General features: G+C 58.8%; 27 protein-coding genes and 1 pseudogene. 17 read left to right on the plus strand and 11 right to left on the minus strand.

Annotated elements, in window-relative coordinates; translation table 11 throughout:
* The first annotated feature begins 57 nt into the window (after window positions 1–57).
* Window positions 58–537, plus strand: a complete 480-nt coding sequence (locus tag B3849_RS14895; protein ID WP_286780396.1) for a hypothetical protein — start codon at window positions 58–60, stop codon at window positions 535–537.
* Window positions 538–550: 13 nt separating this feature from the next.
* Here B3849_RS14895 and B3849_RS14900 read toward each other — a convergent pair whose 3' ends face one another.
* On the minus strand, window positions 551–1,393 hold the full coding sequence (locus B3849_RS14900) for a substrate-binding periplasmic protein (protein WP_286780397.1): 843 nt from the start codon (window positions 1,391–1,393) through the stop codon (window positions 551–553).
* A gap of 96 nt (window positions 1,394–1,489) precedes the next feature.
* On the opposite strand from B3849_RS14900, the gene B3849_RS14905 reads away from it, so the two are divergent.
* A complete protein-coding gene (locus B3849_RS14905) occupies window positions 1,490–1,783 on the plus strand; it encodes a nucleotide pyrophosphohydrolase (RefSeq protein ID WP_062953241.1) in 294 nt (97 codons plus the stop codon).
* A gap of 66 nt (window positions 1,784–1,849) precedes the next feature.
* On the opposite strand, the gene B3849_RS14910 is transcribed toward B3849_RS14905, so the two are convergent.
* A complete protein-coding gene (locus B3849_RS14910; protein WP_062953215.1) occupies window positions 1,850–2,326 on the minus strand; it encodes a hypothetical protein in 477 nt (158 codons plus the stop codon).
* A 60-nt stretch (window positions 2,327–2,386) separates the two neighbouring features.
* Here B3849_RS14910 and B3849_RS14915 point away from each other — a divergent pair, with 60 nt between their 5' ends.
* The 7 genes from B3849_RS14915 to B3849_RS14945 all read left to right on the plus strand — a co-directional run bounded on the left by B3849_RS14915 (window position 2,387) and on the right by B3849_RS14945 (window position 8,101).
* Entirely contained in the window at window positions 2,387–2,536 is a 150-nt protein-coding gene (locus B3849_RS14915) for a hypothetical protein (protein WP_286780398.1), read from the plus strand.
* Window positions 2,537–2,752: 216 nt separating this feature from the next.
* On the plus strand, window positions 2,753–3,310 hold the full coding sequence (locus tag B3849_RS14920) for a F0F1 ATP synthase subunit delta (protein WP_007089181.1): 558 nt from the start codon (window positions 2,753–2,755) through the stop codon (window positions 3,308–3,310).
* The gene (gene atpA / locus B3849_RS14925; protein WP_286780425.1) at window positions 3,310–4,848 is read left to right on the plus strand and encodes a F0F1 ATP synthase subunit alpha; all 1,539 of its coding nucleotides are present in this window, start codon (window positions 3,310–3,312) and stop codon (window positions 4,846–4,848) included. Before B3849_RS14920 ends, atpA begins: the two co-directional genes overlap by 1 nt.
* Before the next feature lie 14 nt (window positions 4,849–4,862).
* Window positions 4,863–5,741 carry a F0F1 ATP synthase subunit gamma gene (locus tag B3849_RS14930; RefSeq protein WP_005849572.1) on the plus strand — a complete coding sequence of 293 codons (879 nt, stop codon included), beginning with the start codon at window positions 4,863–4,865 and terminating at the stop codon, window positions 5,739–5,741.
* 19 nt (window positions 5,742–5,760) lie between these two features.
* Window positions 5,761–7,185, plus strand: a complete 1,425-nt coding sequence (gene atpD, locus B3849_RS14935) for a F0F1 ATP synthase subunit beta (RefSeq protein ID WP_064217141.1) — start codon at window positions 5,761–5,763, stop codon at window positions 7,183–7,185.
* 12 nt (window positions 7,186–7,197) lie between these two features.
* Window positions 7,198–7,635: a F0F1 ATP synthase subunit epsilon gene (locus B3849_RS14940; RefSeq protein WP_005849569.1), complete on the plus strand. Its 438-nt coding sequence runs from the start codon at window positions 7,198–7,200 to the stop codon at window positions 7,633–7,635.
* A 127-nt stretch (window positions 7,636–7,762) separates the two neighbouring features.
* The gene (locus tag B3849_RS14945; RefSeq protein ID WP_082896111.1) at window positions 7,763–8,101 is read left to right on the plus strand and encodes an H-type lectin domain-containing protein; all 339 of its coding nucleotides are present in this window, start codon (window positions 7,763–7,765) and stop codon (window positions 8,099–8,101) included.
* 31 nt (window positions 8,102–8,132) lie between these two features.
* Here B3849_RS14945 and B3849_RS14950 read toward each other — a convergent pair whose 3' ends face one another.
* A complete protein-coding gene (locus B3849_RS14950) occupies window positions 8,133–9,152 on the minus strand; it encodes a ribose-phosphate pyrophosphokinase (protein WP_005849565.1) in 1,020 nt (339 codons plus the stop codon).
* 109 nt (window positions 9,153–9,261) lie between these two features.
* Here B3849_RS14950 and B3849_RS14955 point away from each other — a divergent pair, with 109 nt between their 5' ends.
* Together B3849_RS14955 and B3849_RS14960 are read left to right on the plus strand one after the other, a co-directional pair.
* The gene (locus tag B3849_RS14955; protein ID WP_278425519.1) at window positions 9,262–9,858 is read left to right on the plus strand and encodes a 2-hydroxychromene-2-carboxylate isomerase; all 597 of its coding nucleotides are present in this window, start codon (window positions 9,262–9,264) and stop codon (window positions 9,856–9,858) included.
* On the plus strand, window positions 9,855–10,643 hold the full coding sequence (locus B3849_RS14960; RefSeq protein WP_278425520.1) for an alpha/beta fold hydrolase: 789 nt from the start codon (window positions 9,855–9,857) through the stop codon (window positions 10,641–10,643). Before B3849_RS14955 ends, B3849_RS14960 begins: the two co-directional genes overlap by 4 nt.
* 3 nt (window positions 10,644–10,646) lie before the next feature.
* Here B3849_RS14960 and B3849_RS14965 read toward each other — a convergent pair whose 3' ends face one another.
* The 6 genes from B3849_RS14965 to B3849_RS14990 form a co-directional block, all read right to left on the minus strand.
* Complete coding sequence (locus tag B3849_RS14965; RefSeq protein WP_286780399.1) at window positions 10,647–11,750, minus strand: threonine aldolase family protein; 1,104 nt, start codon at window positions 11,748–11,750, stop codon at window positions 10,647–10,649.
* A complete protein-coding gene (locus B3849_RS14970) occupies window positions 11,750–12,220 on the minus strand; it encodes a YcgN family cysteine cluster protein (protein ID WP_037944761.1) in 471 nt (156 codons plus the stop codon). The genes B3849_RS14965 and B3849_RS14970 overlap by 1 nt, the downstream gene beginning before the upstream one ends.
* Window positions 12,217–13,149: a bifunctional riboflavin kinase/FAD synthetase gene (locus tag B3849_RS14975; RefSeq protein ID WP_278425522.1), complete on the minus strand. Its 933-nt coding sequence runs from the start codon at window positions 13,147–13,149 to the stop codon at window positions 12,217–12,219. Before B3849_RS14975 ends, B3849_RS14970 begins: the two co-directional genes overlap by 4 nt.
* Before the next feature lie 105 nt (window positions 13,150–13,254).
* Window positions 13,255–13,698, minus strand: a complete 444-nt coding sequence (locus B3849_RS14980; RefSeq protein WP_005849555.1) for a MaoC family dehydratase — start codon at window positions 13,696–13,698, stop codon at window positions 13,255–13,257.
* 90 nt (window positions 13,699–13,788) lie between these two features.
* Window positions 13,789–14,661 carry a TIGR01459 family HAD-type hydrolase gene (locus B3849_RS14985; protein ID WP_074634706.1) on the minus strand — a complete coding sequence of 291 codons (873 nt, stop codon included), beginning with the start codon at window positions 14,659–14,661 and terminating at the stop codon, window positions 13,789–13,791.
* A 98-nt stretch (window positions 14,662–14,759) separates the two neighbouring features.
* Window positions 14,760–15,332, minus strand: a complete 573-nt coding sequence (locus B3849_RS14990; protein WP_278425524.1) for a TetR/AcrR family transcriptional regulator — start codon at window positions 15,330–15,332, stop codon at window positions 14,760–14,762.
* Window positions 15,333–15,431: 99 nt separating this feature from the next.
* Between B3849_RS14990 and B3849_RS14995 the strand changes: the two genes are divergently transcribed.
* Window positions 15,432–15,998, plus strand: a complete 567-nt coding sequence (locus B3849_RS14995; RefSeq protein WP_009825196.1) for a carboxymuconolactone decarboxylase family protein — start codon at window positions 15,432–15,434, stop codon at window positions 15,996–15,998.
* A 105-nt stretch (window positions 15,999–16,103) separates the two neighbouring features.
* Here B3849_RS14995 and B3849_RS15000 read toward each other — a convergent pair whose 3' ends face one another.
* Window positions 16,104–17,024, minus strand: coding sequence for a manganese-dependent inorganic pyrophosphatase (locus B3849_RS15000; RefSeq protein ID WP_005849546.1), 921 nt, complete (start codon window positions 17,022–17,024; stop codon window positions 16,104–16,106).
* Between the two features lie 132 nt (window positions 17,025–17,156).
* Here B3849_RS15000 and B3849_RS15005 point away from each other — a divergent pair, with 132 nt between their 5' ends.
* From B3849_RS15005 to B3849_RS15020, 4 genes are all read left to right on the plus strand, one after another.
* Window positions 17,157–17,837: a DUF2161 domain-containing phosphodiesterase gene (locus tag B3849_RS15005; protein ID WP_037944755.1), complete on the plus strand. Its 681-nt coding sequence runs from the start codon at window positions 17,157–17,159 to the stop codon at window positions 17,835–17,837.
* Window positions 17,838–18,015: 178 nt separating this feature from the next.
* Window positions 18,016–18,303, plus strand: coding sequence for a co-chaperone GroES (locus B3849_RS15010; RefSeq protein ID WP_005849542.1), 288 nt, complete (start codon window positions 18,016–18,018; stop codon window positions 18,301–18,303).
* Between the two features lie 73 nt (window positions 18,304–18,376).
* Complete coding sequence (groL, locus tag B3849_RS15015) at window positions 18,377–20,026, plus strand: chaperonin GroEL (RefSeq protein WP_005849541.1); 1,650 nt, start codon at window positions 18,377–18,379, stop codon at window positions 20,024–20,026.
* A gap of 110 nt (window positions 20,027–20,136) precedes the next feature.
* On the plus strand, window positions 20,137–20,985 hold the full coding sequence (locus B3849_RS15020; protein WP_278425526.1) for a DMT family transporter: 849 nt from the start codon (window positions 20,137–20,139) through the stop codon (window positions 20,983–20,985).
* Here the strand turns inward: B3849_RS15020 and B3849_RS15025 are convergent.
* Window positions 20,951–21,427, minus strand: a complete 477-nt coding sequence (locus tag B3849_RS15025; protein ID WP_278425527.1) for an NUDIX domain-containing protein — start codon at window positions 21,425–21,427, stop codon at window positions 20,951–20,953. The two genes, B3849_RS15020 and B3849_RS15025, sit on opposite strands and share 35 nt — an antisense overlap.
* Before the next feature lie 49 nt (window positions 21,428–21,476).
* Between B3849_RS15025 and B3849_RS15030 the strand changes: the two are divergent.
* Window positions 21,477–21,674 (plus strand): annotated as a pseudogene (locus B3849_RS15030) (alpha/beta hydrolase); the annotation flags it as partial.

The following is a 21,674-nucleotide window of genomic DNA, read 5'->3' on the forward strand; positions in this document are numbered from 1 at the left end:
CCGATGCTGACCCTTGTGGGGGTTGTTGATGCCGATCTTGGCCTTGCGGGTGGGGATTTGCGCGCGGCTGAACGCAGTTATCAGTTGATGACGCAGGTGGCCGGACGTGCCGGGCGTGGTGACAGGCCGGGAACGGTTTTGCTGCAAACAGCGGACCCGTCAAACCGGGTGATCAAGGCGATTGCAGCGGGCGACCGCGATGCGTTTAACGAGGTTGAATTATCCCAGCGCATGACACATGGCATGCCGCCGCATGGAAGGCTGGCGGCCCTGATCATATCGGGGAAAAAGGAAAACGAGGTCGACGAAGCCGCATGGCGGATCGGGCGGGCAGCGCCGCGGGGGGATGGGATTGTCGTGCTGGGACCGGCACCGGCACCGTTATCGTTGCTGCGCGGGCGGTATCGCAGACGATTCCTGATCCGCACCGACAAACAGGTGCGGTTGCAGGCGATGATCCATGACTGGTTATCGAAGGTGAAAACGCCGGGCAGTGTCCGGGTGCAGATCGATATCGATCCTTACAGCTTCATGTAGGATCAGTTCTGATTCAGTTCTGATGTTGGGATTGCCACCAGTCGAGGCCATCCGGACCTAGGTAATCCTGAAAGATGGAGGCAAGGCGGCCGTCATTGCGCATGGTGCGGATAATCTGGTCATAGCGTTTGAGAAACGCGTCCTTGTCCGGATAGTCGGATGCCTTTGAGAACACGTTATAATAGGGCGCACGGCGAAGCGGCGGATAGATGAAAGCGATTTTTTCGCGCTGCCCGTTGCGCAGGGTTTCGTAAAGCGTGCTGAGGTAATTGACCGGAACGACATCAAAGCGGTTTTCCAGCAACATCGGGATCAGCAGATCGTTCTTGGCGACGACTTCGATATCAAGCCCGGACTGCCAGAAGGTATCGGTGTAGGAATATTCCGCCGCCGCCCCCACGCGATGACGGGCGAGATCGGAAAAATCATTAAAGGTGATCCGGTCGCGGTCTTCGGCCCGGACGGCAAAGCGCCAATCAAGCAGAAGATGGGCTTCTTCGGGGTAGTTCAGATACTGGCTGCGTTCGCTGTTTTGCGACAGGGTCAGGACGATGTCGCTGTTGCCAGTCTGGGCATTATGCAGAAGGCGGCGGCCATTATCGACAAGCTGAAAACGGTAATCGGTGATGCCCATGTCGTTCAGGACTTCGGTCATGATGTCGATATCAATCCCGCGCGGGTCGCCATCGACCATCCATTTCAGCGGGGCTTCGGACAGGCCTTCGATGATCAGGGTTCTGGCATGTGAGACGGTGGAAAAGGTGACTGCGCATAGTGCAACAATCAGCGTAAAATATGCAGCCATGCAGGATTTGAATGATCCGGCGGTCTGCACGAACTCCCACTGTCGTGCCATATGTTGTCTCCCGTCGTGATTGCGGGTTATGGATATCCCGAGTTTTGCCGGAATTACGGATAAGATTTGATGACGAATGTTAAAAATTCAACAAACATGAGCGAAAGCCAGCAAAGCATATGTGACTGGGCCGAGGGGATTTTTGGCCCGGTTGCCGATCCGCGGGCGCTTGTTGCGCGTGCGATGCTGGAAATGAAAGAGCTTGATGAGGCGGTGGCGGACCGGGATATTTCGGAAATCGGGCGTGAGGCGGCAGACGTTTTGATTTTGCTGTATCGTCTGGCCGATCAGTTCGGGCTCGACCTTGATGGCGAAGTGCAGGGGAAAATGGCGATCAACCGGGCGCGGAAATGGTCGGCCAAGGGCGATGGCACCGGATCGCATGTCTGATGATGTATCTCATCTTGGGCAGGCGGACGGATCGGGCCACCGGTAGGGTGACCCGATGCGATGATATCAGTTGGCGCTGTAGACCCTGCTGGACTTGCTGGTAAGCCAGGCCGGGATGGATTGTTTGTTCGGGCCGACGGTGGCGCTGCTGAAATTGTCGGCTTCGAGATAGGCATGCGTCGGGTTGATGCCCTCGGCACTCATCCAGCTATCGGATGGCACGTCTTCGGCCGGGATTTCCGACAGCGGGGCGGTGACCGCGTCGCAGGCGATTTTGTAAACCGTGGTCTTGCCGCCAAAGACATTGCGGCGGCTGTCGGCCATGGCTTTGAAGTCAGCCGATGTCAGATCGACAAAAACGGAAATGGCGGTGCCGGGTTCATCCTGATCGTCGTAATAGGCGCGCGAGGCCGATGGCACGAAGGGGCTTGCGGTGCCGGTTTCGACAAAACGGAAATAGCCGCTGCTGCATGCAAAGGCGTTGATCGGTGCCAGCAGGGTGGCACCAGCGACCAGCAGGCTAATCATTCGGGGCAGTTTCATTTAAATCTCCTGAGCGATGACATGAAGGCTCGTGATCGACGTCTGAAAGGCCCGAATGTGATGTCGATTACACTTTTTGATGGCAAAAGAAGGTTATCGACCCGCGGTTGCACGGCAGCGTTTGAAGAAAAAAGCGGGGATTCGTCCGTTAAAGTCGATTTCACCAAAGCGAAATCCGCCTGTGGCGGGAAAACCGGTATTATTAAATAGTTGTAAAAAGCCTCGAAAAGTAAGCAATCCGGCCCGGTTTTGCCCCAACTTTAGGCAAGAATGAAAAAGACTGCCGAAATGGCGTTGCGCGGGGGTTGCCCCTGTCATGGACATATGATACCAAACGCTCGCTTCTCGGCGGGAACACCTTCCGAGAGACCATTTTTTTATACGTATCCGAGTCGTTCTCATAACCAGAATTGAGGGCTTTCACCGGTGTCCCAAAATACTGCCGCGACCGGGCTTCAAGGGCGTTACGCCACAGCATTATTCGAATTGGCCCAATCGGCCGATGCGCTTGATGCTGTCAAAAGCGATCTTGAATTGCTCGACCAGGCCATCGTCGAAAGCGATGACCTGCGGAATGTGCTCCGTAGTCCCGTGATTTCCCGGGATGTGCAGGCCAAGGCAATGGCGGCCCTTCTGGACAAGCTTGGCGTTTCCGAGTTGACCAAGAAGACCGTCGGCGTTCTGTGTCAGAAGCGCCGCCTGTTCGTTCTGCCGGATGTTATCAGTTCCTACCTTTCCATGCTCTCAGCTTTCAAAGGCGAAGTGACCGCACAGGTGACCTCGGCTTCCGAGCTGAAAAAAGAGCAAATCGAAGCCGTTACCGGCGCTCTTAAAGAAGTTGTTGGCGCCACTGTCAAAGTGGACCTGAATGTCGATCCGGCGGTTCTTGGCGGCCTTGTCGTCAAGGTCGGTTCCCGGGTTTTTGATGCCTCGCTTCGTACCAAATTGCAGAAGCTCGAGCTCGCTATGAAAGGGGTTGCGTGATGGAAATCCGCGCCGCGGAAATCTCCGCTATTCTTAAGGATCAGATTGCCAATTTTGGCGCTGAAGCCGAAGTTGCCGAAGTCGGTCAGGTTCTTTCTGTCGGTGACGGTATCGCCCGTGTTCATGGTCTTGACAATGTTCAGGCCGGTGAACTGGTCGACTTCCCGGGTGGCATCAAGGGCATGGCCCTGAACCTTGAGGAAGACAATGTCGGTATCGTTATTTTCGGTTCTGACCGTAACATCAAAGAAGGCGACCAGGTCAAGCGTACCGGTGCCATCGTTGACGTGCCGGTTGGCAAGGAGCTGCTGGGCCGCGTTGTTGACGCGCTTGGCAACCCGATCGACGGTAAAGGTGAACTGGGTGCAAAAGAACGTCGCCTTGCCGACGTCAAGGCACCAGGCATCATCCCGCGTAAATCGGTTCACGAGCCGGTACAGACCGGTATCAAGTCGATTGACTCGCTGATCCCGATTGGCCGTGGCCAGCGCGAGCTGATCATTGGTGACCGTCAGACCGGTAAAACTGCCGTTGCTCTGGACGCGATCCTGAACCAACAGCAGATCAACGACGCCGCAGGCGACGACGAGAGCAAGAAAATGTACTGCGTGTACGTTGCGATCGGCCAAAAACGTTCGACTGTTGCCCAGCTTGTTAAAAAGCTCGAGGAAACAGGCGCGATTGACTATTCCATCGTTGTTGCCGCCACCGCGTCCGAGCCTGCGCCTATGCAGTACCTCGCACCATACTCCGCAACAGCTATGGCGGAATTCTTCCGCGACAACGGCCGTCACGCGCTGATCATCTATGATGACCTTTCCAAGCAAGCCGTGTCCTACCGCCAGATGTCCCTGCTGCTGCGTCGTCCGCCCGGGCGTGAAGCTTACCCAGGTGACGTTTTCTATCTCCACTCCCGTCTGCTCGAGCGTTCGGCGAAGCTGGGTGATGACGCAGGCAACGGCTCTTTGACAGCTCTGCCGATCATCGAAACCCAGGGTGGTGACGTTTCCGCGTTTATTCCAACCAACGTGATCTCGATCACCGACGGTCAGATCTTCCTGGAAACCGAATTGTTCTACCAAGGTATCCGTCCTGCTGTGAACACCGGTCTGTCGGTTTCGCGCGTTGGGTCCTCGGCTCAGACCAAAGCGATGTCTTCGGTGGCTGGTCCGGTTAAACTGTCCTTGGCTCAGTACCGCGAAATGGCGGCCTTTGCTCAGTTCGGTTCCGACCTCGATGCCTCCACTCAGCAGCTGCTGAACCGTGGTGCGCGCCTGACAGAGCTGATGAAGCAGCCTCAGTACTCCCCTCTGACCAACGCGGAAATTGTCTGCGTGATCTATGCGGGTACAAACGGCTACCTCGACAAGATCGACGTCAATGAAGTTGGCCGCTTTGAAGCGGGCCTGCTGGCGCACTTGCGCAGCAAGCACGCCGACCTGATGGCTGACATCACCAACAACGACCGCAAGGTGAAGGGTGAGCTGGAAGACAAGATCAAAGCTGCCATCGATTCTTTCGCCGCTGACTTCGCTTAAGGGAGGGAGGGCACATGCCAAACCTCAAGGACCTAAAAAACCGGATCGCGTCGGTCAAATCGACCCGCAAGATCACGAAAGCCATGCAAATGGTTGCCGCGGCGAAGCTTCGCCGCGCGCAGGAAGCTGCCGAGCAATCCCGCCCCTACACAGAGCGTTTTAACGCTGTGATGTCGCGGTTGGCTGCATCGGTAGGTGGGTCTGACACCGCCCCCAAGCTGCTGAGCGGCACGGGGTCGGATCAGGTGCACCTGTTGGTTGTCATGACCGCTGAACGTGGCTTGTGCGGTGGCTTTAACGCCAACATCGCCAAGCTTGCCAAAGCCCATGCCCGTGGCCTTATCGCCAAGGGTAAGGAGGTCAAGATTTTGACCGTTGGCAAGAAAGGCCGCGACAGCATCCGTCGTGACTTTGGCGACCTTTTGGTCGGTCACGTTGACCTCAGCGACGTCAAGCGCCTTGGCTATGCCGATGCGCAGGGGATCGCCAAGGACGTACTTGGCCGTTTTGACGCGGGTGAATATGACATCGCCACGATCTTCTATGCGAAGTTCGTGAACGTCGTCAGCCAGATCCCGACGGCGCAGCAGATCATCCCGGCGACCTTCGAAGAGACCGAAGGCGCGGACGAGGCGACGACACTGTTCGACTACGAGCCCAGCGAAGAGGCCATCCTGGCCGATCTGCTGCCGCGCGGCGTTGCAACGGCGATCTTCTCGGCTCTGCTGGAAAACGCGGCCTCTGAACAGGGTGCCCGGATGTCGGCAATGGACAACGCTACACGGAACGCCGGTGACATGATCGAAGATCTGACCATCGAGTATAACCGTTCGCGTCAGGCCGTCATCACCAACGAGCTGATCGAAATCATTTCCGGCGCGGAAGCGCTGTAGGACAAATCGGAGAAACGACATGGCAAATGCAGTCGGCAAAATCACACAAGTCATCGGCGCCGTCGTCGATGTGCAGTTCGAGGATCACCTGCCAGAGATCCTCAACGCTGTTGTAACTGAAAACCACGGCAAGAAACTGATCCTCGAAGTGGCTCAGCACCTTGGCGAAAACACCGTGCGTACCATCGCGATGGACGCGACCGAAGGTCTGGTTCGCGGCCAGCGCGTCGAAGACACAGGCGCGCCAATCTCGATCCCAGTGGGTAACGCCACATTGGGCCGCATCATGAACGTTGTTGGCGAAGCCATCGACGAAAAAGGCGACATCCAATCGGGCGAGCGTCGCTCGATCCACGCGGACGCGCCCGAATTCGCGGAACAGTCGACCACATCCGAAGTGCTGGAAACAGGCATCAAGGTGATCGACCTTCTGGCACCTTACGCCAAGGGTGGTAAAATTGGTCTGTTCGGTGGTGCCGGTGTTGGCAAAACCGTTCTGATCATGGAACTGATCAACAACATCGCCAAAGTGCACTCCGGTTATTCGGTTTTCGCGGGCGTTGGTGAACGTACCCGTGAAGGGAACGACCTGTACCACGAGATGATCGAATCCAACGTTATCAACCCTGATGATCTGGAAAAATCGCAGGTTGCGCTGGTGTACGGCCAGATGAACGAGCCTCCCGGAGCGCGTATGCGTGTTGCTCTGACCGGTCTGACACTGGCCGAACAGTTCCGCGACCAATCCGGTACCGACGTTCTGTTCTTCGTCGACAACATCTTCCGCTTTACCCAAGCCGGTTCCGAGGTTTCGGCTCTGCTGGGTCGTATTCCTTCGGCCGTGGGCTACCAGCCAACACTGGCGACCGACATGGGTGCGATGCAAGAACGTATTACATCGACCAAATCCGGTTCGATTACATCGGTTCAGGCCGTTTACGTTCCTGCGGATGACCTTACCGACCCTGCGCCCGCGACATCCTTTGCGCACCTTGACGCGACAACCGTTCTGGACCGTTCGATCTCGGAAAAGGGTATCTACCCTGCTGTTGATCCGCTCGGCTCCACATCGCGTCTGATGGACCCATCCATCGTTGGCGAAGAGCATTACAACGTGGCACGTGACGTTCAGGGTATCCTGCAACGCTACAAGTCGCTGCAGGACATCATCGCGATTCTCGGCATGGACGAACTGTCGGAAGACGACAAACTGACCGTTGCCCGTGCGCGTAAGATCGAACGCTTCCTGAGCCAGCCTTTCGACGTTGCGAAAGTGTTCACCGGCTCCGACGGTAAGCAGGTTCCACTGGAAGAGACAATCACCTCCTTCAAGGCGGTTGTTGCCGGTGAATACGATCACCTGCCCGAAGGTGCCTTCTACATGGTTGGCGGCATCGAAGAAGTGAAAGCGAAAGCTGAAAAAATGGCGGCAGACGCCGCTTAAGGAGCGCTGAAAATGGCAGACACAATGCAATTCGACCTCGTTTCGCCCGAGCGGCGGCTGGCCTCGATGCAGGTGACGGCCGTTCAGATTCCGGGTGCGGACGGGGACATGACAGCAATGCCTGATCATGCCCCCACCATCACCACGCTGCGCCCCGGTGTGCTGCGTGTTGAAGGCCCGGAAGGCACTGCTGAGTATGTGGTAACCGGCGGCTTTGCCGAGATTTCTTCCGAAGGCGTATCGGTTCTGGCCGAACGCGCGGTGTCCAAGGGTGATATGACCCAAGAGCATCTGGATGAAATGATCGCCGAAGCCAAAGCCATGTACACAACGGCAAAAGAGGGTTTCGTGAATGAACCTGGCCCCGTAGACGACGCAGCCAAGCTGCTGTCCGACATGGTTGCCATGGGGGACGAAATCGGCTTGTCGAGCAAGCAACCCAGCCTCTGACGTTTCCTTGCCCGTTTTGATGAAAAGGCCCTGCATCCGCGGGGCCTTTTCTATTTGTTAACCTTAACTTATGGTTGTCGGATTGTAGGGGTAGGACAGGTTGGGGCAGGCCATCACGATGAAAAGAATGAACGCAAACAGCGTTGGTATCGATAGCGGAGAGACGGTGTTGTTCTCCGATTTTCAGGATGGTGGCGAGATGTGGACGGGGAAGGGCCAGCGCGAGCGGCGCAACCATATCACCTTCTCCACGCCGTACCGCGATATCCCCACGGTACACGCCTCGCTTGCCCTGTGGGACGTGGATAACGCCACGGTCATGCGCGCGGATCTGCGATCAGAGAATGTGACGAAAGAGGGATTTGAACTGGTGTTCCGCACCTGGGGCGATACGCGTATCGCGCGCGTCAGGGCGTCTTGGATGGCCATCGGGCCGTTGCCGCAGCAAGACGACTGGGAGCTTTAAGCAGCGCCCCCAGCCGTTGTTTCAGGGGCGCTTAGCCGGGTTTGTACATGCCGTCGTAGATCGGCTCTAGCGTGTCGGCGTCAAACAGGGACGAGACCGAAGTGCCGTTCCAGATGTTCAGGATCGCCTGCGCAAAGATCGGCGCTGTGGGCACGATCCGGATGTTTGTAGCTTGCTTGACGGCGGGCGTCGGCGCGATGCTGTCCGTGATGACCAGCGATTTCATCACCGAATTGCTAACGCGTTCGACCGCAGGGCCGGACATAACGCCGTGGCTGATGTAGGAGTGGACTTCCTTCGCGCCGTTTTCCATCAGCACCTCGGCCGCTTTGCACAGGGTGCCGGCGGTGTCACAGATGTCGTCCACGATCAGGCAGACTTTGTCGGTCACATCGCCGATCACGGTCATCTCTGCAATCTCGCCGGGCTTTTCGCGGCGCTTGTCCACGATGGCGAGGGGGGAGTTGATGCGCTTGGCCAGTTCGCGTGCGCGGGCCACGCCGCCCACATCCGGAGAGATGACCATCAGCTCGTCCATGCGGCCCTTGAATTCGTTCTGGATGTCCAGCGCAAAAACGGGGGAGGCATAAAGGTTGTCGACAGGGATATCGAAGAAACCCTGGATCTGTGCGGCGTGCAGGTCCATCGTCAGGATACGCTCAATGCCGCTGCCGACCATCATATTCGCGACCATCTTGGCGGTGATCGGCGTTCGTGCCTTGGTGCGGCGGTCCTGACGGGCATACCCGAAATAGGGCAGAACAGCCGTGACACGCGCCGCAGAGGACCGGCGCAGCGCGTCGGCCATGACCAGCAGTTCCATCAGGTTGTCATTGGCAGGGTTCGACGTTGGCTGGATGATGAACATATCCTCGCCGCGCACGTTTTCGTAAACCTCCACAAAGATTTCGCCGTCATTGAACCGTTCGACCCGTGCGTCGACCAGCCCTACGTTGACCCCCCGATGCAGCGACATCCGCCGTGCGATGGCTTTGGCCAACGGCATGTTCGCGTTACCTGAGATCAGTTTGGGTTCGGTGGTTTGAGCCATGTGCAAAGGGTCCCTGGATGCAGAACATGTGACAGAATCGTGACGTTGACACCGCTTAGCATGGCCTTACGGTCTGGCAAAGCTGCACAGCCCTGATCGGAGACCCCAAATGCCCCATATCGACTATTTTTTTGCGACACTTTCACCATATGCCTATCTGGCGGGAAACCGGCTTGAGGAAATCGCCGCCAAACACGGGGCGACGATCACCTATAAACCTTTCGATCTGATTACCGCTTTCGGGCGCACGGGCGGGCAGCCTCCGAAAGATCGACATCCGTCGCGGCAAGAGTATCGCGCGATTGAACTGCCGCGTCAGGCCAAGAAGCTGGGGGTGCCGTTCAACCTCAAACCCGCGCATTGGCCCACCAACGGCGCGCCGTCTTCTTACGCCATTATCGCAGCGCAGAACGAAGGTGGCGACGTAGGCAAGCTGTGCCAGCTGATCATGACCGCCGTCTGGGCCGAGGAACGCGATATTGCCGAAGATGCGGTCGTGCGCGACTGTCTCGAAAAAGCAGGGTTTGACCCCGCGCTGGCCGACAAAGGCTTGCTGCAGGGGGCTGATACCTACGCGCGCAATCTGGAAGAGGCGGTCGAAAAGGGCGTCTTTGGCGCGCCATTCTATATTCTGGACGACGCCCACAAGTTCTGGGGCCAGGACCGGCTTGAAGATCTTGATCTCGTGATGGCAGGTAAACTGTGAGTTCAGGTTTATATACACGGCAATTCGGGCATGGTCCGCGGCACGCGCTGGCTGTTCACTGCACGCTTGCCCATTCCGGCGCGTGGCGCGGCGTGGGCGAGGCGTTAGCGGATGAGCTGACATTGCTCTGTCCCGATCTGCCCTCCCACGGGAAATCCGCCGATTGGGACGGGCTGGGGGATCTCCATGCCCGGGCGACCGATCTGGTGCGGGAACTGGTGACCGAACCGATTGATATTATCGGCCATTCTTTCGGCGCGACGATCGGCTTGCGGATTGCCATCGAGAACCCCGAACTGGTGCGTAGCCTGACGATGATCGAACCGGTCTATTTCGCGGCGGCTCTGGCTGACGATCCGGCACGGGTGGCAGCCGCGGATCGCAACTCCGGTGGGTTCGATGCGGCTTTTGACGCGGGCGACCGGATGGAGGCCGCGCGCATCTTCAACACCGGCTGGGGCGACGGCAGCGGATGGGAACAGACGCCGGAAAAGCTGCGCCAGTATATGGCTGACCGAATCCATTATGTGCCCGCCAGCCAGCCGTTCTTGCGGGACGACAATGCCGGGCTGCTAGAGCCGGGCAAGTTCGCCCGCGCCGCGATGCCGGTGCTGTTGATGGACGGGGGCACATCGGCGGATATGGTAGATGCGATCAGCACGTCCATCGCGCGCCGTTTGCCGAACGTGACACGCAAGGCGATCGAAGGGGCGGGGCACATGGCCCCGATCACACACCCGCAGGCCGTCGCCGCTGAAATCCGCAGCTTTCTCGAAACGGTATAACGTTCAGAAATACGATAGGAACTGGTCGATCGCCTCTGTGTCGATCGACCAGTCACAGACCAGCCGCGCCGATAAGGGCTCATTCGGGTCGTCGCCCTCTAACGGGCCGTCCATGACATAGTATTTCGCCCCCGCATCATGCAGCTTCTGATGGATGCGGCGGGGCCACTTGGCAAAGATCATATTGGCGTCGGGTTTATGTAGCAGCGTTGCCCCTGCGGCGCGCAAACCGTCGGCCAGATGGCGCGCGTTGTCATTGGCCAAGGCGGCGGTTGTCTTCCACAATTCATCCTGCATATAGCCCGCCATCTGCGCAGACAGGAACCGGTGCTTGGAAAACAGATGCGCCCCGCGTTTGCGCCGCAACTCGAACTCCCAAGCCTTGGAGGGGTCGAAGAAGATCACCGCCTCGACACCCATGCAACCGTTCTTGGTGCCGCCAAAGCTGACGACATCGACACCCGCTTTCCACGTCATCTCTGCCGGGGTGCAGCCCAGGGCAACCAGCGCATTGGCAAAGCGCGCCCCGTCCAGATGCACCGGCAGGTCATAGCTTTTGGCAACAGCGGTGAGGGCGTTCAGCTCTTCCAGCGAGTGAACCGAGCCCCGTTCGGTCACCTGCGTGATCGACACCGGCCCGCGCTGCGCGCCATGTACATTGCCCTCGGGGTGTTTCTCGATCGCCTTTGTCAGCGCTTCGGGCGTCATCTTATCGTCGGTTTCAACCACAGTCAGCTTGGCGGCACCGGCATAGAACTCGGGCGCGTTACATTCGTCTTCGTGGATATGCGAGGTGACGGAGCANNCCGCACCTGCGTAGAACTCCGGTGCGTTGCACTCATCCTCTTCGATATGCGCGACCTTGGAGCAAAAGATCGTCTGCCACGGCTGGGTGTAGCACGCCAGCGCGAGCGCATTGGCAGCGGTGCCGGTTGCGACCAGATAGACCGCAGCCTCCGGTGCCTCGAACGCGGTGCGGATCGCGTCGCGGACTTCGTCCATGATGGGATCGTTGCCATAGGGCATCGCGTGTCCGGTGTTTGCCTGAGCCAGACGGTTCATGATCTGGGGGTGAACAGGGCCCGCGTTGTCAGAGGCAAAAAACATCAGGTTGGCTCCTCGATAATGTGGTCTTCCCATTCCTCGAACGGGGTGTCGAATTCCGAGACGGTGTTATGCTGCACCGAGATTCCCGCGCGGTGCACGCTATCAGGGTCACCGCTGATCAGCGGGTGCCAGTCATACAGCGGCTTGCCCTGCCACAGCAGCCGATAGGCGCAGGTGAGCGGCATCCAATAGGCGTGGGTATCCAGATTGTCGGGCTTCAGAACGATGCAGTCGGGCACGAATTGGTGCCGGTTCTCGTAGTGGCTGCACCGGCAGGTCGCATCATCCAGCAGGCGGCAGGCCACACGGGTCAGGGCGACTTCTTCGGTGTCTTCGTCTTCAAGCTTGTTGAGGCAGCATTTTCCGCAGCCGTCACACAGCGCTTCCCATTCGTCTTGCGACATCTTGGTGAGCGGCTTCTTTTCCCAGAACCGTTTGGCAAGACCTTTGGCGGCAATCGGATCGGTCATAGCGCGGCCAGAATGCTGCGGGCCTGTGCGCTGTCCGCATCCATCTGGGTGATCAGGGCGTCAAGACTGTCGAATTTTTCCTCGCCGCGCAGGTGGTCGACCAGCGCGACCGAGACATGCTTGCCGTAGAGATCGCCTTTGAAGTCGAAGATGAATGTCTCGAGGTTGGCCTTGTTCTCGCCGAACATCGGGCGCACGCCAAGGCTGGCAACGCCGTGGTAGCGCCCTGCCTGCGGCCCTTCAAGCACATCGACAAGCACCGCATAGACACCAAAGGCCGGCGGATGCAGCCCGTCGATCGACATATTCGCCGTCGGGTAGCCCAGTTCACGGCCACGCTTTTCACCGTGCAGGATCGGGCCTTCAACGCGGTGCCAATGGCCCAGCATCTCGGCGGCGTCGCGGGGGCGTGCCTCTGTCAGCGCGTTGCGGATCGCGGTCGAAGACACGGTATCAGGGCCCTTCGCCATCAGCGGCGCGATGGTCACGCCGAACCCCATCTCGGCACCGAAGGCCTGCAGCTGTTCAGCGGTGCCCGCGCGCGCCTTGCCAAAGCGGAAGTCCGCACCCACGACCACATGGCGCAGGCCCAGCCCATCAACGATCACCTCCTGCGCAAAGGCGCGGGGGCTGAGGCTGGACAGGGCTGCATCGAACCCCAGCTCATACAGCTTGTCGACGCCGATCTTTTGCAACTGGTGCGCGCGCGCCTCTGCGCCCATCAGGCGGAAGGGCGGGGCGTCGGGGGCGAAATATTCGCGGGGGTGTGGCTCGAATGTGACCACGCCCAAGGGCGCGTCGGGCAGGGCGGCGCGGGCCATATCGATGACTGACCGATGCCCCAGATGCACCCCGTCGAAATTGCCAATAGCGGCGGTCGCCCCCTGATCGAAAGCGGATACAAATTGATAGTCGCGAATGATTTCCATGCGCTTGGTGGTAGCCCCCTCTGCCGGTGCTGACAAGCAGCGGGGCGGGTCACGGTGCCGAAAAACCGCAGCGTCCCGGGACGGGCGCTGGCGGGAGGGCGATCGTCAGTCGAACTTGCGCGACGGGGCCAGAACGGTTGCTTCGCCAATCAGGACCTTTTTGCCGTCAATCGCACAGTGGCAATCCAGTTTCACACGGCGCTTGTCGAATTCGATATTGGTGACCTTCACCTCGGCATAGACCAGATCGCCGGGGCGCACGGGGGCCAGAAACTTGAGCGACTGCGCCATGTAGACGGTGCCATGCCCCGGCAACTGCTCTCCGATCACGGCAGAGATCAGGCCCGCAGTCAGCATGCCGTGGGCGATCCGCCCCTCAAAGATCGTGTCCTGCGCGTAGGCGTCGTCCAGATGTACCGGATTGCGATCAGTGGACACTTGCGCGAACATCTCGATGTCTTCGTCGGTGATGACCTTGCGCAGATAGCGCGTCATGCCGATTTCGATATCTTCAATACAGATCGTTCCACGGGGCAGATTATCCAACATGCCAGCCCTTTCAGTAATAAAGTGACGCCAGTTTTATCCAGTGTGAAACTTAATTACTTTGCGGGCGCAGAAACGCAAGGAGAAAGTAGGTCAGCGTAGGTGCCCAATTGTGTAGGTCGGAGCCGATGTTTCCTTTTCCAAATAACGGATTAGCGCCTCGGGATCGGGCTGGGTCTGCGTTTCGGTTTCCCGCGCGGCCAGACCGCCAGAGATGAAAAGCGAATCGATATCCTCACCCATGGCCCCTTTGACATCGGTATGGATGCCGTCGCCGATGGCGAGAATGCCATTGTCGGTGATGTCCTTGTCCAATGCGTAGAGCTTGCGGCGGGCCAGATCATAAATCGGCGGGTGCGGCTTGCCGAAATACAGGCTTTCCCCGCCCATCTCGGTATAAAGCGCCGCGATGGCACCAGCGCACCATTCGCGCACATCGCCACGGTCGACCACGATATCGGGGTTCGCGCAAAGCAGCTTGAGCCCCTTTTGCTTGGCATAAAGCAGTTGCGGGCGCAGCACGGAGGGGTCTTCGGATGGATCGAACGGGCCGGTGCAAACGATGCCCTCGGCGTCTTCCAGATCAACCCGCTGGATATCGACAGGATCATCAAGCACGTCGCTGGGATCAAAGAAGTGCTTGTCCGTGGGCGGGCCAAGGTGCCAGACCTGCGTGCCCACCATGCCGCGATACATCGCCGTACGCGCAGAATCGCCCGAGGTGGCAATATCGTCCCACGCATCATCCGGTACGCCGAAATGCGCCAGCTGTTTGATCACGCCGTCGCGGGGGCGGGGGGAGTTTGTGACAAGCACCACCTTGCCGCCGCCGTTGCGATAGGCTTGCAGCGCGGTGACCGCATCCGGCAGTGCTTTGACCCCGTCGTGGACGCAGCCCCAAAGGTCGACGAACAAGGCGTCATAGCGGTCAGAGATTTCGAAAAGGTTATTGATAATCTGGGTCATGGGCCGCTTTCCAATCTGCAAGAGCTTTGCACCGCAGAAAGCACACATCCCCCCGCGGGGCAACTGGGCAGCGCAACAGGCCCGCGCCCTGATGCGCGTCAGAGCCGCGCCAACCCCTCCGCGATTTCGCCCGCGATGGCGGCGGCATCCACCCCCTCACGTTCCGCAGAGACGCGCAGCCCCAGCACATCGGACTGGTAGCGCCGCGCCAGACTGCGCGGATCGTGTTCGGTGCTGATGTCACCCGTGGCTTGGGCTTGGGAAAACAGCTCTGCGAACATCTGCTCCATCTTCAGCAGATGGGCGTTTGCCTTTTGCGCCAGCGGATGACGGTGGGCTTGCAGTTCAAGCAGGGTTTTCGAGAGCATGCAGGCTTTGGCCGGTGCGGTGTCATTCGAAATCACCATGCGGGGAAATTTTTGTAGCGCGGGCAGGGGGCCTTCGTTACGGGCAAGCGTCTTAATCCGCTCTGACCCGTCAGCAGCGTAGCGATCAAGCGCCAGTTCGAACAGCGCATCCTTTGACCCGAACGCTGCATAGAAGCTGCCCGGCTTCATCTTGAGACTCGCCTCCAGGTCCTTCAGCGACGTGCCCGCCCAACCGCGTTGCCAGAACAGATCGCGGGCGCGTTCGATCAGATCTTCACGGTCATAGCTGGGTTTGCGGGGCATGGGATCACCTTTTCTTGAATGATTGCTCAATTATATACTTGAGTGATCGCTCAATAAACCCTAAATGTACTGTAGCGAAACATTTACAGGAGCTTTTCCATGTCCTTCCCCTCTCACGATCTTGATACCGCACCCGAAGCCTCCAAGCCGCTGCTTGAGCAGTCGCAAAAAGCCTTTGGCCGTCTGCCCGGTTTGCACAAGGTTCTGGCCGAAAGCCCACAGGCTTACGAAGGCTATCAGGTGCTGCACAAGCTGTTCACCGAAACCGATTTTGATGCGGAAGAGCTGACAGTGGTCTGGCAGGCGATCAACGTCGAGAACGAATGCCACTACTGCGTCCCCGCGCACACAGGTATCGCCAAGATGATGAAGGTATCGGACGAAATCTCTGACGCGCTGCGCAACGAAACCGCGCTGCCGACACCCAAGCTGGAAGCGCTGCGCACCTTTACCGTCCAGATGTTCCGCCAGCGCGGCAACGTGTCTGACGATCAGATGAAAGCGTTCTTCGACGCGGGCTATGGCCACCGCGCGGTGCTGGATGTGATCCTTGGGATGGCGCAGAAAACCATGTCCAACTACGTGAACCACGTCGCGCAGACGCCCGTCGACGACGTGTTCAAGCCGCTGGCATGGGAACGCGGCGATACCCCTTTGAAGGTATAAGCCCCTCGCGCTTCGGCGCGGCGCTGAAATGACAAAAGCCCCCCTGATCTCAGGGGGGGCTTTTGCGTTTGTGCCCCCGCCAAGCAGGGAGCCGGATAGGTCCGTTTAGACTTTGATGTTCGGGATGATCTGCTTCTTACGGCTCATCACACCGGGCAGGACAACGCTGTCACCGGTGACAGTCGCGCCAAAACTTTTCTCTGCCACAGACTTGGTAAAGTCGTTAGGGATCAGCATGGTGGCTTCTTCGTTCAGAATGTCGACAACGAAGAGCAACACCTGATCGGCCCCGTCTTCTGTGGCAACGCCGGGCATAGCAGCCATCAGCGCGTCTTTACGGTTCAGCACGGCTGCGGGCGATGTAGTTTCCAGAACGGAGACGCGGAATTTCTTGCCGTCGACTTCGTATTCTTTCGAATCCATGCGCAGCAGCTCTGCTTCGGAGAAGGACGAGACGTCGGATTTCGCCGCAAACATCTGCGCCGCATATTCAGCGATGTCGATACCCAGATCCTTGGCCAGCGCGTGGGCGATGGCGGTGTCTTCTTGCGTTGTGGTCGGGCTGCGGAATTCCAGCGTGTCGGACAGGATGCAGGTCAGCATCGCGCCTTTGATATTGGTGGGCATCTGCGCCATGTCATCACCGATCATCTTGTACATGATCGTCGCGGTGCAGGCGAGGGTCTCCATCACGATGTTGACGGGGCCTTTGGTTTCAAGCCCGCCCACCAGACGGTGGTGGTCGATGATGGCGGTGATGTCCGCGTCATTGATGCTGGCGGGCAGCTCGGCAGGGTTGTTAGTGTCAACGATCACAACGGGCTGGTCGGCCTGCACGTCGTCGATGATCTGCGGCTTGTCCAGCTTCCAGTGGTCCAGCATGAACAGCGCTTCGGTGTTGGGCTCGCCCAGCAGGGCGGGGGCGGCGTCGACGCCTTTGATTTCATTCAGGTACCATGCCCAGATGATCGGGCTGCCGGTGCTGTCTGTGTCGGGGGATTTATGGCCAAAAACAAGCGTTGTCATAGGAATGTCCTGCAGTGGGAGAGTGTTGATTTGCGCGCCTTATATGGTTGGTTGGCGCAGTTGTCACCACCTGCCTGATAGCCGCGGCTTTGGGGTTCTCAGCAGCGGGGCAAAGCTGGTAGCACTGCACCCATGACAAACCCGCGCGAAACCGACCTTTACCCGCCGATCAAATCCTTTCTCGAGGATCAGGGCTATGTCGTGAAGTCAGAGGTGGGGGCTGCCGATGTCGTGGCCGTTCGCGGGGCAGAGCCGCCGGTGGTGGTCGAGCTGAAGCTGGGCTTTAGCCTTGCGCTGTTTCATCAATGTATCGCGCGTCTGTCGGTCAGCGATGATGTCTATCTGGCGGTCGCCCGTCAGCCGGGCAAACGTTTTGCCAAGGCGGTCAAGGACAACACAGCGCTGGCGCGGCGTTTGGGGTTGGGGTTGATCACCGTGCGGCTGAAGGATGGTCTGGTCGAGGTGCATTGCGATCCGGGCCCCTATGCGCCGCGCAAAAGCGCCAAGCGGCAGGCGCGGCTGCTGCGTGAATTCGCACGGCGTCAGGGCGACCCGAATGACGGCGGGCAGACGCGGGCAGGGCTGGTCACCGCCTATCGGCAGGATGCGTTGAAGCTCGCGATGTATCTATTCGAGGCAGGGGCCAGCAAAGGTGCCCATGTCGCGCGCGAAACCCAGGTTCAGCGGGCAACCGCCATGATGCGCGACAATCACTACGGATGGTTTGAAAAGATCGAGACAGGCATATACGGCCTGACCCCGACAGGTGCCGAAGCTGTTTCCGCCGCGGGGCGGGTGCTTGGGTCGGACTAGCCTGCTCGGGCCACGGGGCAAGTTGGCTAAAATTTTTCAAATTACCGTGGTTGACTAGGGCCGTGCACATCCTTAGCTATCCCTCGTTAGCACTCGCAAGGGCTGAGTGCTAATGGCTGCACCCCTCGACCGGAGGGGCGGCTTGGGAGAATAACTTTGAGCCTTAAGGAGCTGAAAGATGGCATTTAAACCGCTGCATGACCGTGTGCTGGTGCGCCGCACCGAAAGCGAAGAAAAAACCAAGGGTGGCTTGATCATCCCTGATTCCGCAAAAGAAAAACCCTCCGAGGGTGAAGTTGTTTCTTGTGGCGAAGGCGCGCGCAAGGACAGCGGTGAGCTGATCGCAATGGCTGTAAAAGCCGGCGACAAGGTTCTGTTCGGCAAATGGTCCGGCACAGAAGTCACCCTGGACGGCGAAGAACTGCTGATGATGAAAGAAAGCGACATCATGGGGATCCTGTCCTGAGCTCAGGCAGACCGGGGCCTAGCGCCTCACCCAAGATACGCTGACATCAACCCAAGATTTTAGGAGAGACACTATGTCTGCTAAGGACGTAAAATTCGGGACCGACGCCCGTAACAAGATGCTTAAGGGTGTGAACATCCTTGCCGATGCCGTCAAAGTCACACTGGGCCCCAAAGGCCGTAACGTTGTGCTGGACAAATCCTTTGGCGCGCCTCGCATCACCAAAGACGGTGTATCCGTAGCGAAAGAAATCGAACTGGAAGACAAGTTCGAAAACATGGGCGCACAGATGGTCAAGGAAGTTGCTTCCCGGACCAACGACGAAGCGGGTGACGGTACAACAACCGCAACCGTTCTGGCCCAAGCCATCGTTAAAGAAGGCATGAAATCGGTTGCCGCTGGCATGAACCCGATGGACCTGAAGCGCGGCATCGACATGGCGACCACCACTGTCGTCGAAGCGATCAAAGCAGCAGCGCGCCCTGTTAACGACAGCGACGAAGTTGCCCAAGTCGGCACCATCTCTGCAAACGGCGAGAAAGAAATCGGCCGTCAGATCGCGGACGCGATGCAGAAAGTCGGCAACGAAGGTGTGATCACCGTCGAAGAGAACAAAGGTCTGGAAACAGAGACCGATGTTGTTGAAGGCATGCAGTTCGACCGCGGTTACCTGTCCCCTTACTTCGTCACCAACTCCGACAAGATGACTGTCGAGCTGGAAGACGCGATCATCCTGCTGCACGAGAAAAAACTGTCCTCGCTGCAGCCAATGGTTCCCCTGCTTGAGCAAGTGATCCAGTCGCAAAAACCACTGCTGATCATCTCCGAAGATGTTGAAGGCGAAGCGCTGGCAACTCTGGTTGTCAACAAACTGCGCGGCGGCCTGAAAATCGCAGCGGTCAAAGCACCTGGTTTCGGCGATCGCCGCAAAGCCATGCTGCAAGACCTTGCGATCCTGACAGGCGGTCAAGTGATCTCCGAAGATCTGGGCATGAAGCTCGAGTCCGTTACAATGGACATGCTGGGTTCGGCCAAGAAAGTCACCATCACCAAAGACGAAACAACAATCGTTGACGGCGCTGGCGAGAAGGCAGAGATCGAAGCACGTGTTGCTCAGATCCGTAACCAGATCGAAGAAACCACATCCGACTACGACAAAGAAAAGCTGCAAGAACGCGTTGCCAAACTGGCAGGCGGTGTTGCCGTGATCCGCGTTGGCGGCATGTCCGAAGTTGAAGTCAAAGAGCGCAAAGACCGCGTTGATGATGCCCTGAACGCGACACGTGCCGCTGTTCAAGAAGGTATCGTTGTTGGTGGTGGTGTTGCACTGGTTCAAGCGGGCAAAAAGCTCGAAGGGCTGACAGGCGACAACGCAGACCAGAACGTTGGTATCGGCATCGTCCGCAAAGCGCTCGAAGCGCCTCTGCGTCAGATCGCTGAAAACGCTGGTGTTGACGGTTCCGTAGTGGCCGGCAAAATCCGCGAAAGCGACGACCTGAAGTTCGGCTTCAACGCTCAGACCGAAGAATATGGCGACATGTTCAAATTCGGTGTTATCGACCCTGCCAAAGTTGTGCGTACAGCGCTGCAAGACGCGGCATCCGTTGCTGGTCTGCTGATCACAACCGAAGCCATGGTTGCCGACAAACCGTCGAAAGACGGCGGCGCAGCCGGCGGCATGCCCGACATGGGCGGCATGGGCGGCATGGGCGGCATGATGTAAATCACGCCGCGGGGGCGATCACGCCCTTGTGCTGACAGAATGAAGGGGCGCATCACCAGATGCGCCCCTTTTTCGTGGTACGTCGCGCGTCGGTAGCCTAAGCAGTCGCCATGCGTATTTTCTTCCTCACCGCCCTTGTGATGGTCGCCTTCGCGGCCAACTCTGTCCTGACCCGCTTTGCCATTGCGGGCGGGCATATTGACCCCACCGGATTTGCCGTTGTGCGGGTGTTGTCAGGGGCGGTGCTCTTGGCGCTGCTGGTCGTGCTGCGCGGCGGGCGGGTGCCCTTGCTGCGACGTCAACAGGGGCTGGGGGCGGTCACGCTGGCGATCTATATCATCGGTTTCTCGCTCGCCTATCTCACGCTGGACGCAGGCTTGGGCGCGCTGATCCTGTTCGGTGTGGTCCAGATCGCCATGTTCGCCCATGGTGCGCTGTTCGGCGTGACACCGACACCACGCAAGCTGTTAGGGGCGGGGGTGGCGTTTGCCGGATTGGTGCTGGTGCTCTGGCCGTCGCAAGGCGTGGCGGTTGACCCATTGGGAGCCGTGTTGATGATCGCCGCAGGGCTCGGCTGGGCCGCCTATACGATCATTGGCCGCGGTGCGTCTGACCCGCTGGCAGGCAGCGCGGGGAACTTTGTGATCTGCACGCCCTTGGTCGCTATGCTGCTGCTGGTGCAGCCGACATTCTATACCCCCACGGGCATTGCTCTTGGCGTGGTCTGCGGGGCCGTCACCTCGGGCCTCGGATACGCGCTGTGGTATGCGGTGCTGCCAAGGCTGGCGCAGGCGACGGCGGCGGTGGTGCAACTGTCGGTGCCGGTCATCGCGATTCTTGCCGGTGCGCTTTTGCTGGCAGAGCCTTTGGGCGCAAAGGTGGTCATTGCCACCGCGTTGGTGCTTGGCGGGATCGGGCTGGCGGTCAGCGCACGATCGGCTCCAACGGGTCGTAGCTGATCGGGTCGTTGCCAAAGGCGACCTGCGCCAGACTATCCGGCTTGACCCGCAAACCGCGCATCTCGTCGGGGGTGACCCAGCGGCGGTCGGTCACGATCCTTTCGGCGTCCTGCCACGCGGGGTCCACATCGGCAGAGCCGGTCACCGTGCAGCGAAAGTAGATATCCACCTGATGGAAATCCCCCTGAGGGTCGTGGAATTCATTCACCAGACAGGGCACCCCTACGGCGATCTTCAGGCCGGTTTCCTCAAACACCTCGCGGATCAGATTGTCGGGCAGGGCGCTGCCGCGTTCTACCCCGCCACCGGGCGCGCACATCAGGTCGCTTTTGCCATCGGGATAGGCGTTGACCAGCAGCAAGCGGCCTTCATGGATCAACACGGCACGAACCGCCAAACGCGGGCTATTTTCCGCCATCTTACCCTCAATCTCGCGGCGCATGCGTCAAAGCATTTCACATGCGGCGTTTTCAGTCTATTTGACCCTAGCTATGAAAACACTGGTCACAATCACTTTCTCGCTTGGCGTGCTGTCGGGCATGGCACAGGCGCAAGCGTCGCTTTCCACAGCGGGCGAGGGGCGCTGCGTGGTGCTGTTGCACGGGCTCGCCCGGACCGAGACCTCCTTTGCCGTGATGGAGGCCGCGCTCGAGACCGAGGGCTACACCGTGGTGCGCCCCGGCTACCTG

It is taken from the genome of Sulfitobacter sp. UBA4523 (genome assembly GCF_002388305.1).
In the GTDB taxonomy this organism is placed as follows: domain Bacteria; phylum Pseudomonadota; class Alphaproteobacteria; order Rhodobacterales; family Rhodobacteraceae; genus Sulfitobacter; species Sulfitobacter pontiacus.

Bases quoted from the DNA above. Each gene is read 5' to 3' on its own strand.
- B3849_RS14980 (WP_005849555.1), bottom strand. From the start codon at position 13,698: ATGTTGGATAATCTGCCCCGTGGAACGATCTGTATTGAAGATATCGAA.
- B3849_RS14985 (WP_074634706.1), bottom strand. From the start codon at position 14,661: ATGACCCAGATTATCAATAACCTTTTCGAAATCTCTGACCGCTATGAC.
- atpD (WP_064217141.1), top strand. From the start codon at position 5,761: ATGGCAAATGCAGTCGGCAAAATCACACAAGTCATCGGCGCCGTCGTC.
- B3849_RS14955 (WP_278425519.1), top strand. From the start codon at position 9,262: ATGCCCCATATCGACTATTTTTTTGCGACACTTTCACCATATGCCTAT.
- B3849_RS15010 (WP_005849542.1), top strand. From the start codon at position 18,016: ATGGCATTTAAACCGCTGCATGACCGTGTGCTGGTGCGCCGCACCGAA.
- atpA (WP_286780425.1), top strand. From the start codon at position 3,310: ATGGAAATCCGCGCCGCGGAAATCTCCGCTATTCTTAAGGATCAGATT.
- B3849_RS14915 (WP_286780398.1), top strand. From the start codon at position 2,387: ATGTCGATTACACTTTTTGATGGCAAAAGAAGGTTATCGACCCGCGGT.
- B3849_RS14900 (WP_286780397.1), bottom strand. From the start codon at position 1,393: ATGGCACGACAGTGGGAGTTCGTGCAGACCGCCGGATCATTCAAATCC.
- B3849_RS15020 (WP_278425526.1), top strand. From the start codon at position 20,137: ATGCGTATTTTCTTCCTCACCGCCCTTGTGATGGTCGCCTTCGCGGCC.
- groL (WP_005849541.1), top strand. From the start codon at position 18,377: ATGTCTGCTAAGGACGTAAAATTCGGGACCGACGCCCGTAACAAGATG.
- B3849_RS14990 (WP_278425524.1), bottom strand. From the start codon at position 15,332: ATGCCCCGCAAACCCAGCTATGACCGTGAAGATCTGATCGAACGCGCC.
- B3849_RS14950 (WP_005849565.1), bottom strand. From the start codon at position 9,152: ATGGCTCAAACCACCGAACCCAAACTGATCTCAGGTAACGCGAACATG.
- B3849_RS14975 (WP_278425522.1), bottom strand. From the start codon at position 13,149: ATGGAAATCATTCGCGACTATCAATTTGTATCCGCTTTCGATCAGGGG.
- B3849_RS14940 (WP_005849569.1), top strand. From the start codon at position 7,198: ATGGCAGACACAATGCAATTCGACCTCGTTTCGCCCGAGCGGCGGCTG.
- B3849_RS15005 (WP_037944755.1), top strand. From the start codon at position 17,157: ATGACAAACCCGCGCGAAACCGACCTTTACCCGCCGATCAAATCCTTT.
- B3849_RS14970 (WP_037944761.1), bottom strand. From the start codon at position 12,220: ATGACCGATCCGATTGCCGCCAAAGGTCTTGCCAAACGGTTCTGGGAA.
- B3849_RS15025 (WP_278425527.1), bottom strand. From the start codon at position 21,427: ATGCGCCGCGAGATTGAGGGTAAGATGGCGGAAAATAGCCCGCGTTTG.
- B3849_RS14910 (WP_062953215.1), bottom strand. From the start codon at position 2,326: ATGAAACTGCCCCGAATGATTAGCCTGCTGGTCGCTGGTGCCACCCTG.
- B3849_RS14930 (WP_005849572.1), top strand. From the start codon at position 4,863: ATGCCAAACCTCAAGGACCTAAAAAACCGGATCGCGTCGGTCAAATCG.
- B3849_RS15000 (WP_005849546.1), bottom strand. From the start codon at position 17,024: ATGACAACGCTTGTTTTTGGCCATAAATCCCCCGACACAGACAGCACC.
- B3849_RS14905 (WP_062953241.1), top strand. From the start codon at position 1,490: ATGAGCGAAAGCCAGCAAAGCATATGTGACTGGGCCGAGGGGATTTTT.
- B3849_RS14945 (WP_082896111.1), top strand. From the start codon at position 7,763: ATGAACGCAAACAGCGTTGGTATCGATAGCGGAGAGACGGTGTTGTTC.
- B3849_RS14995 (WP_009825196.1), top strand. From the start codon at position 15,432: ATGTCCTTCCCCTCTCACGATCTTGATACCGCACCCGAAGCCTCCAAG.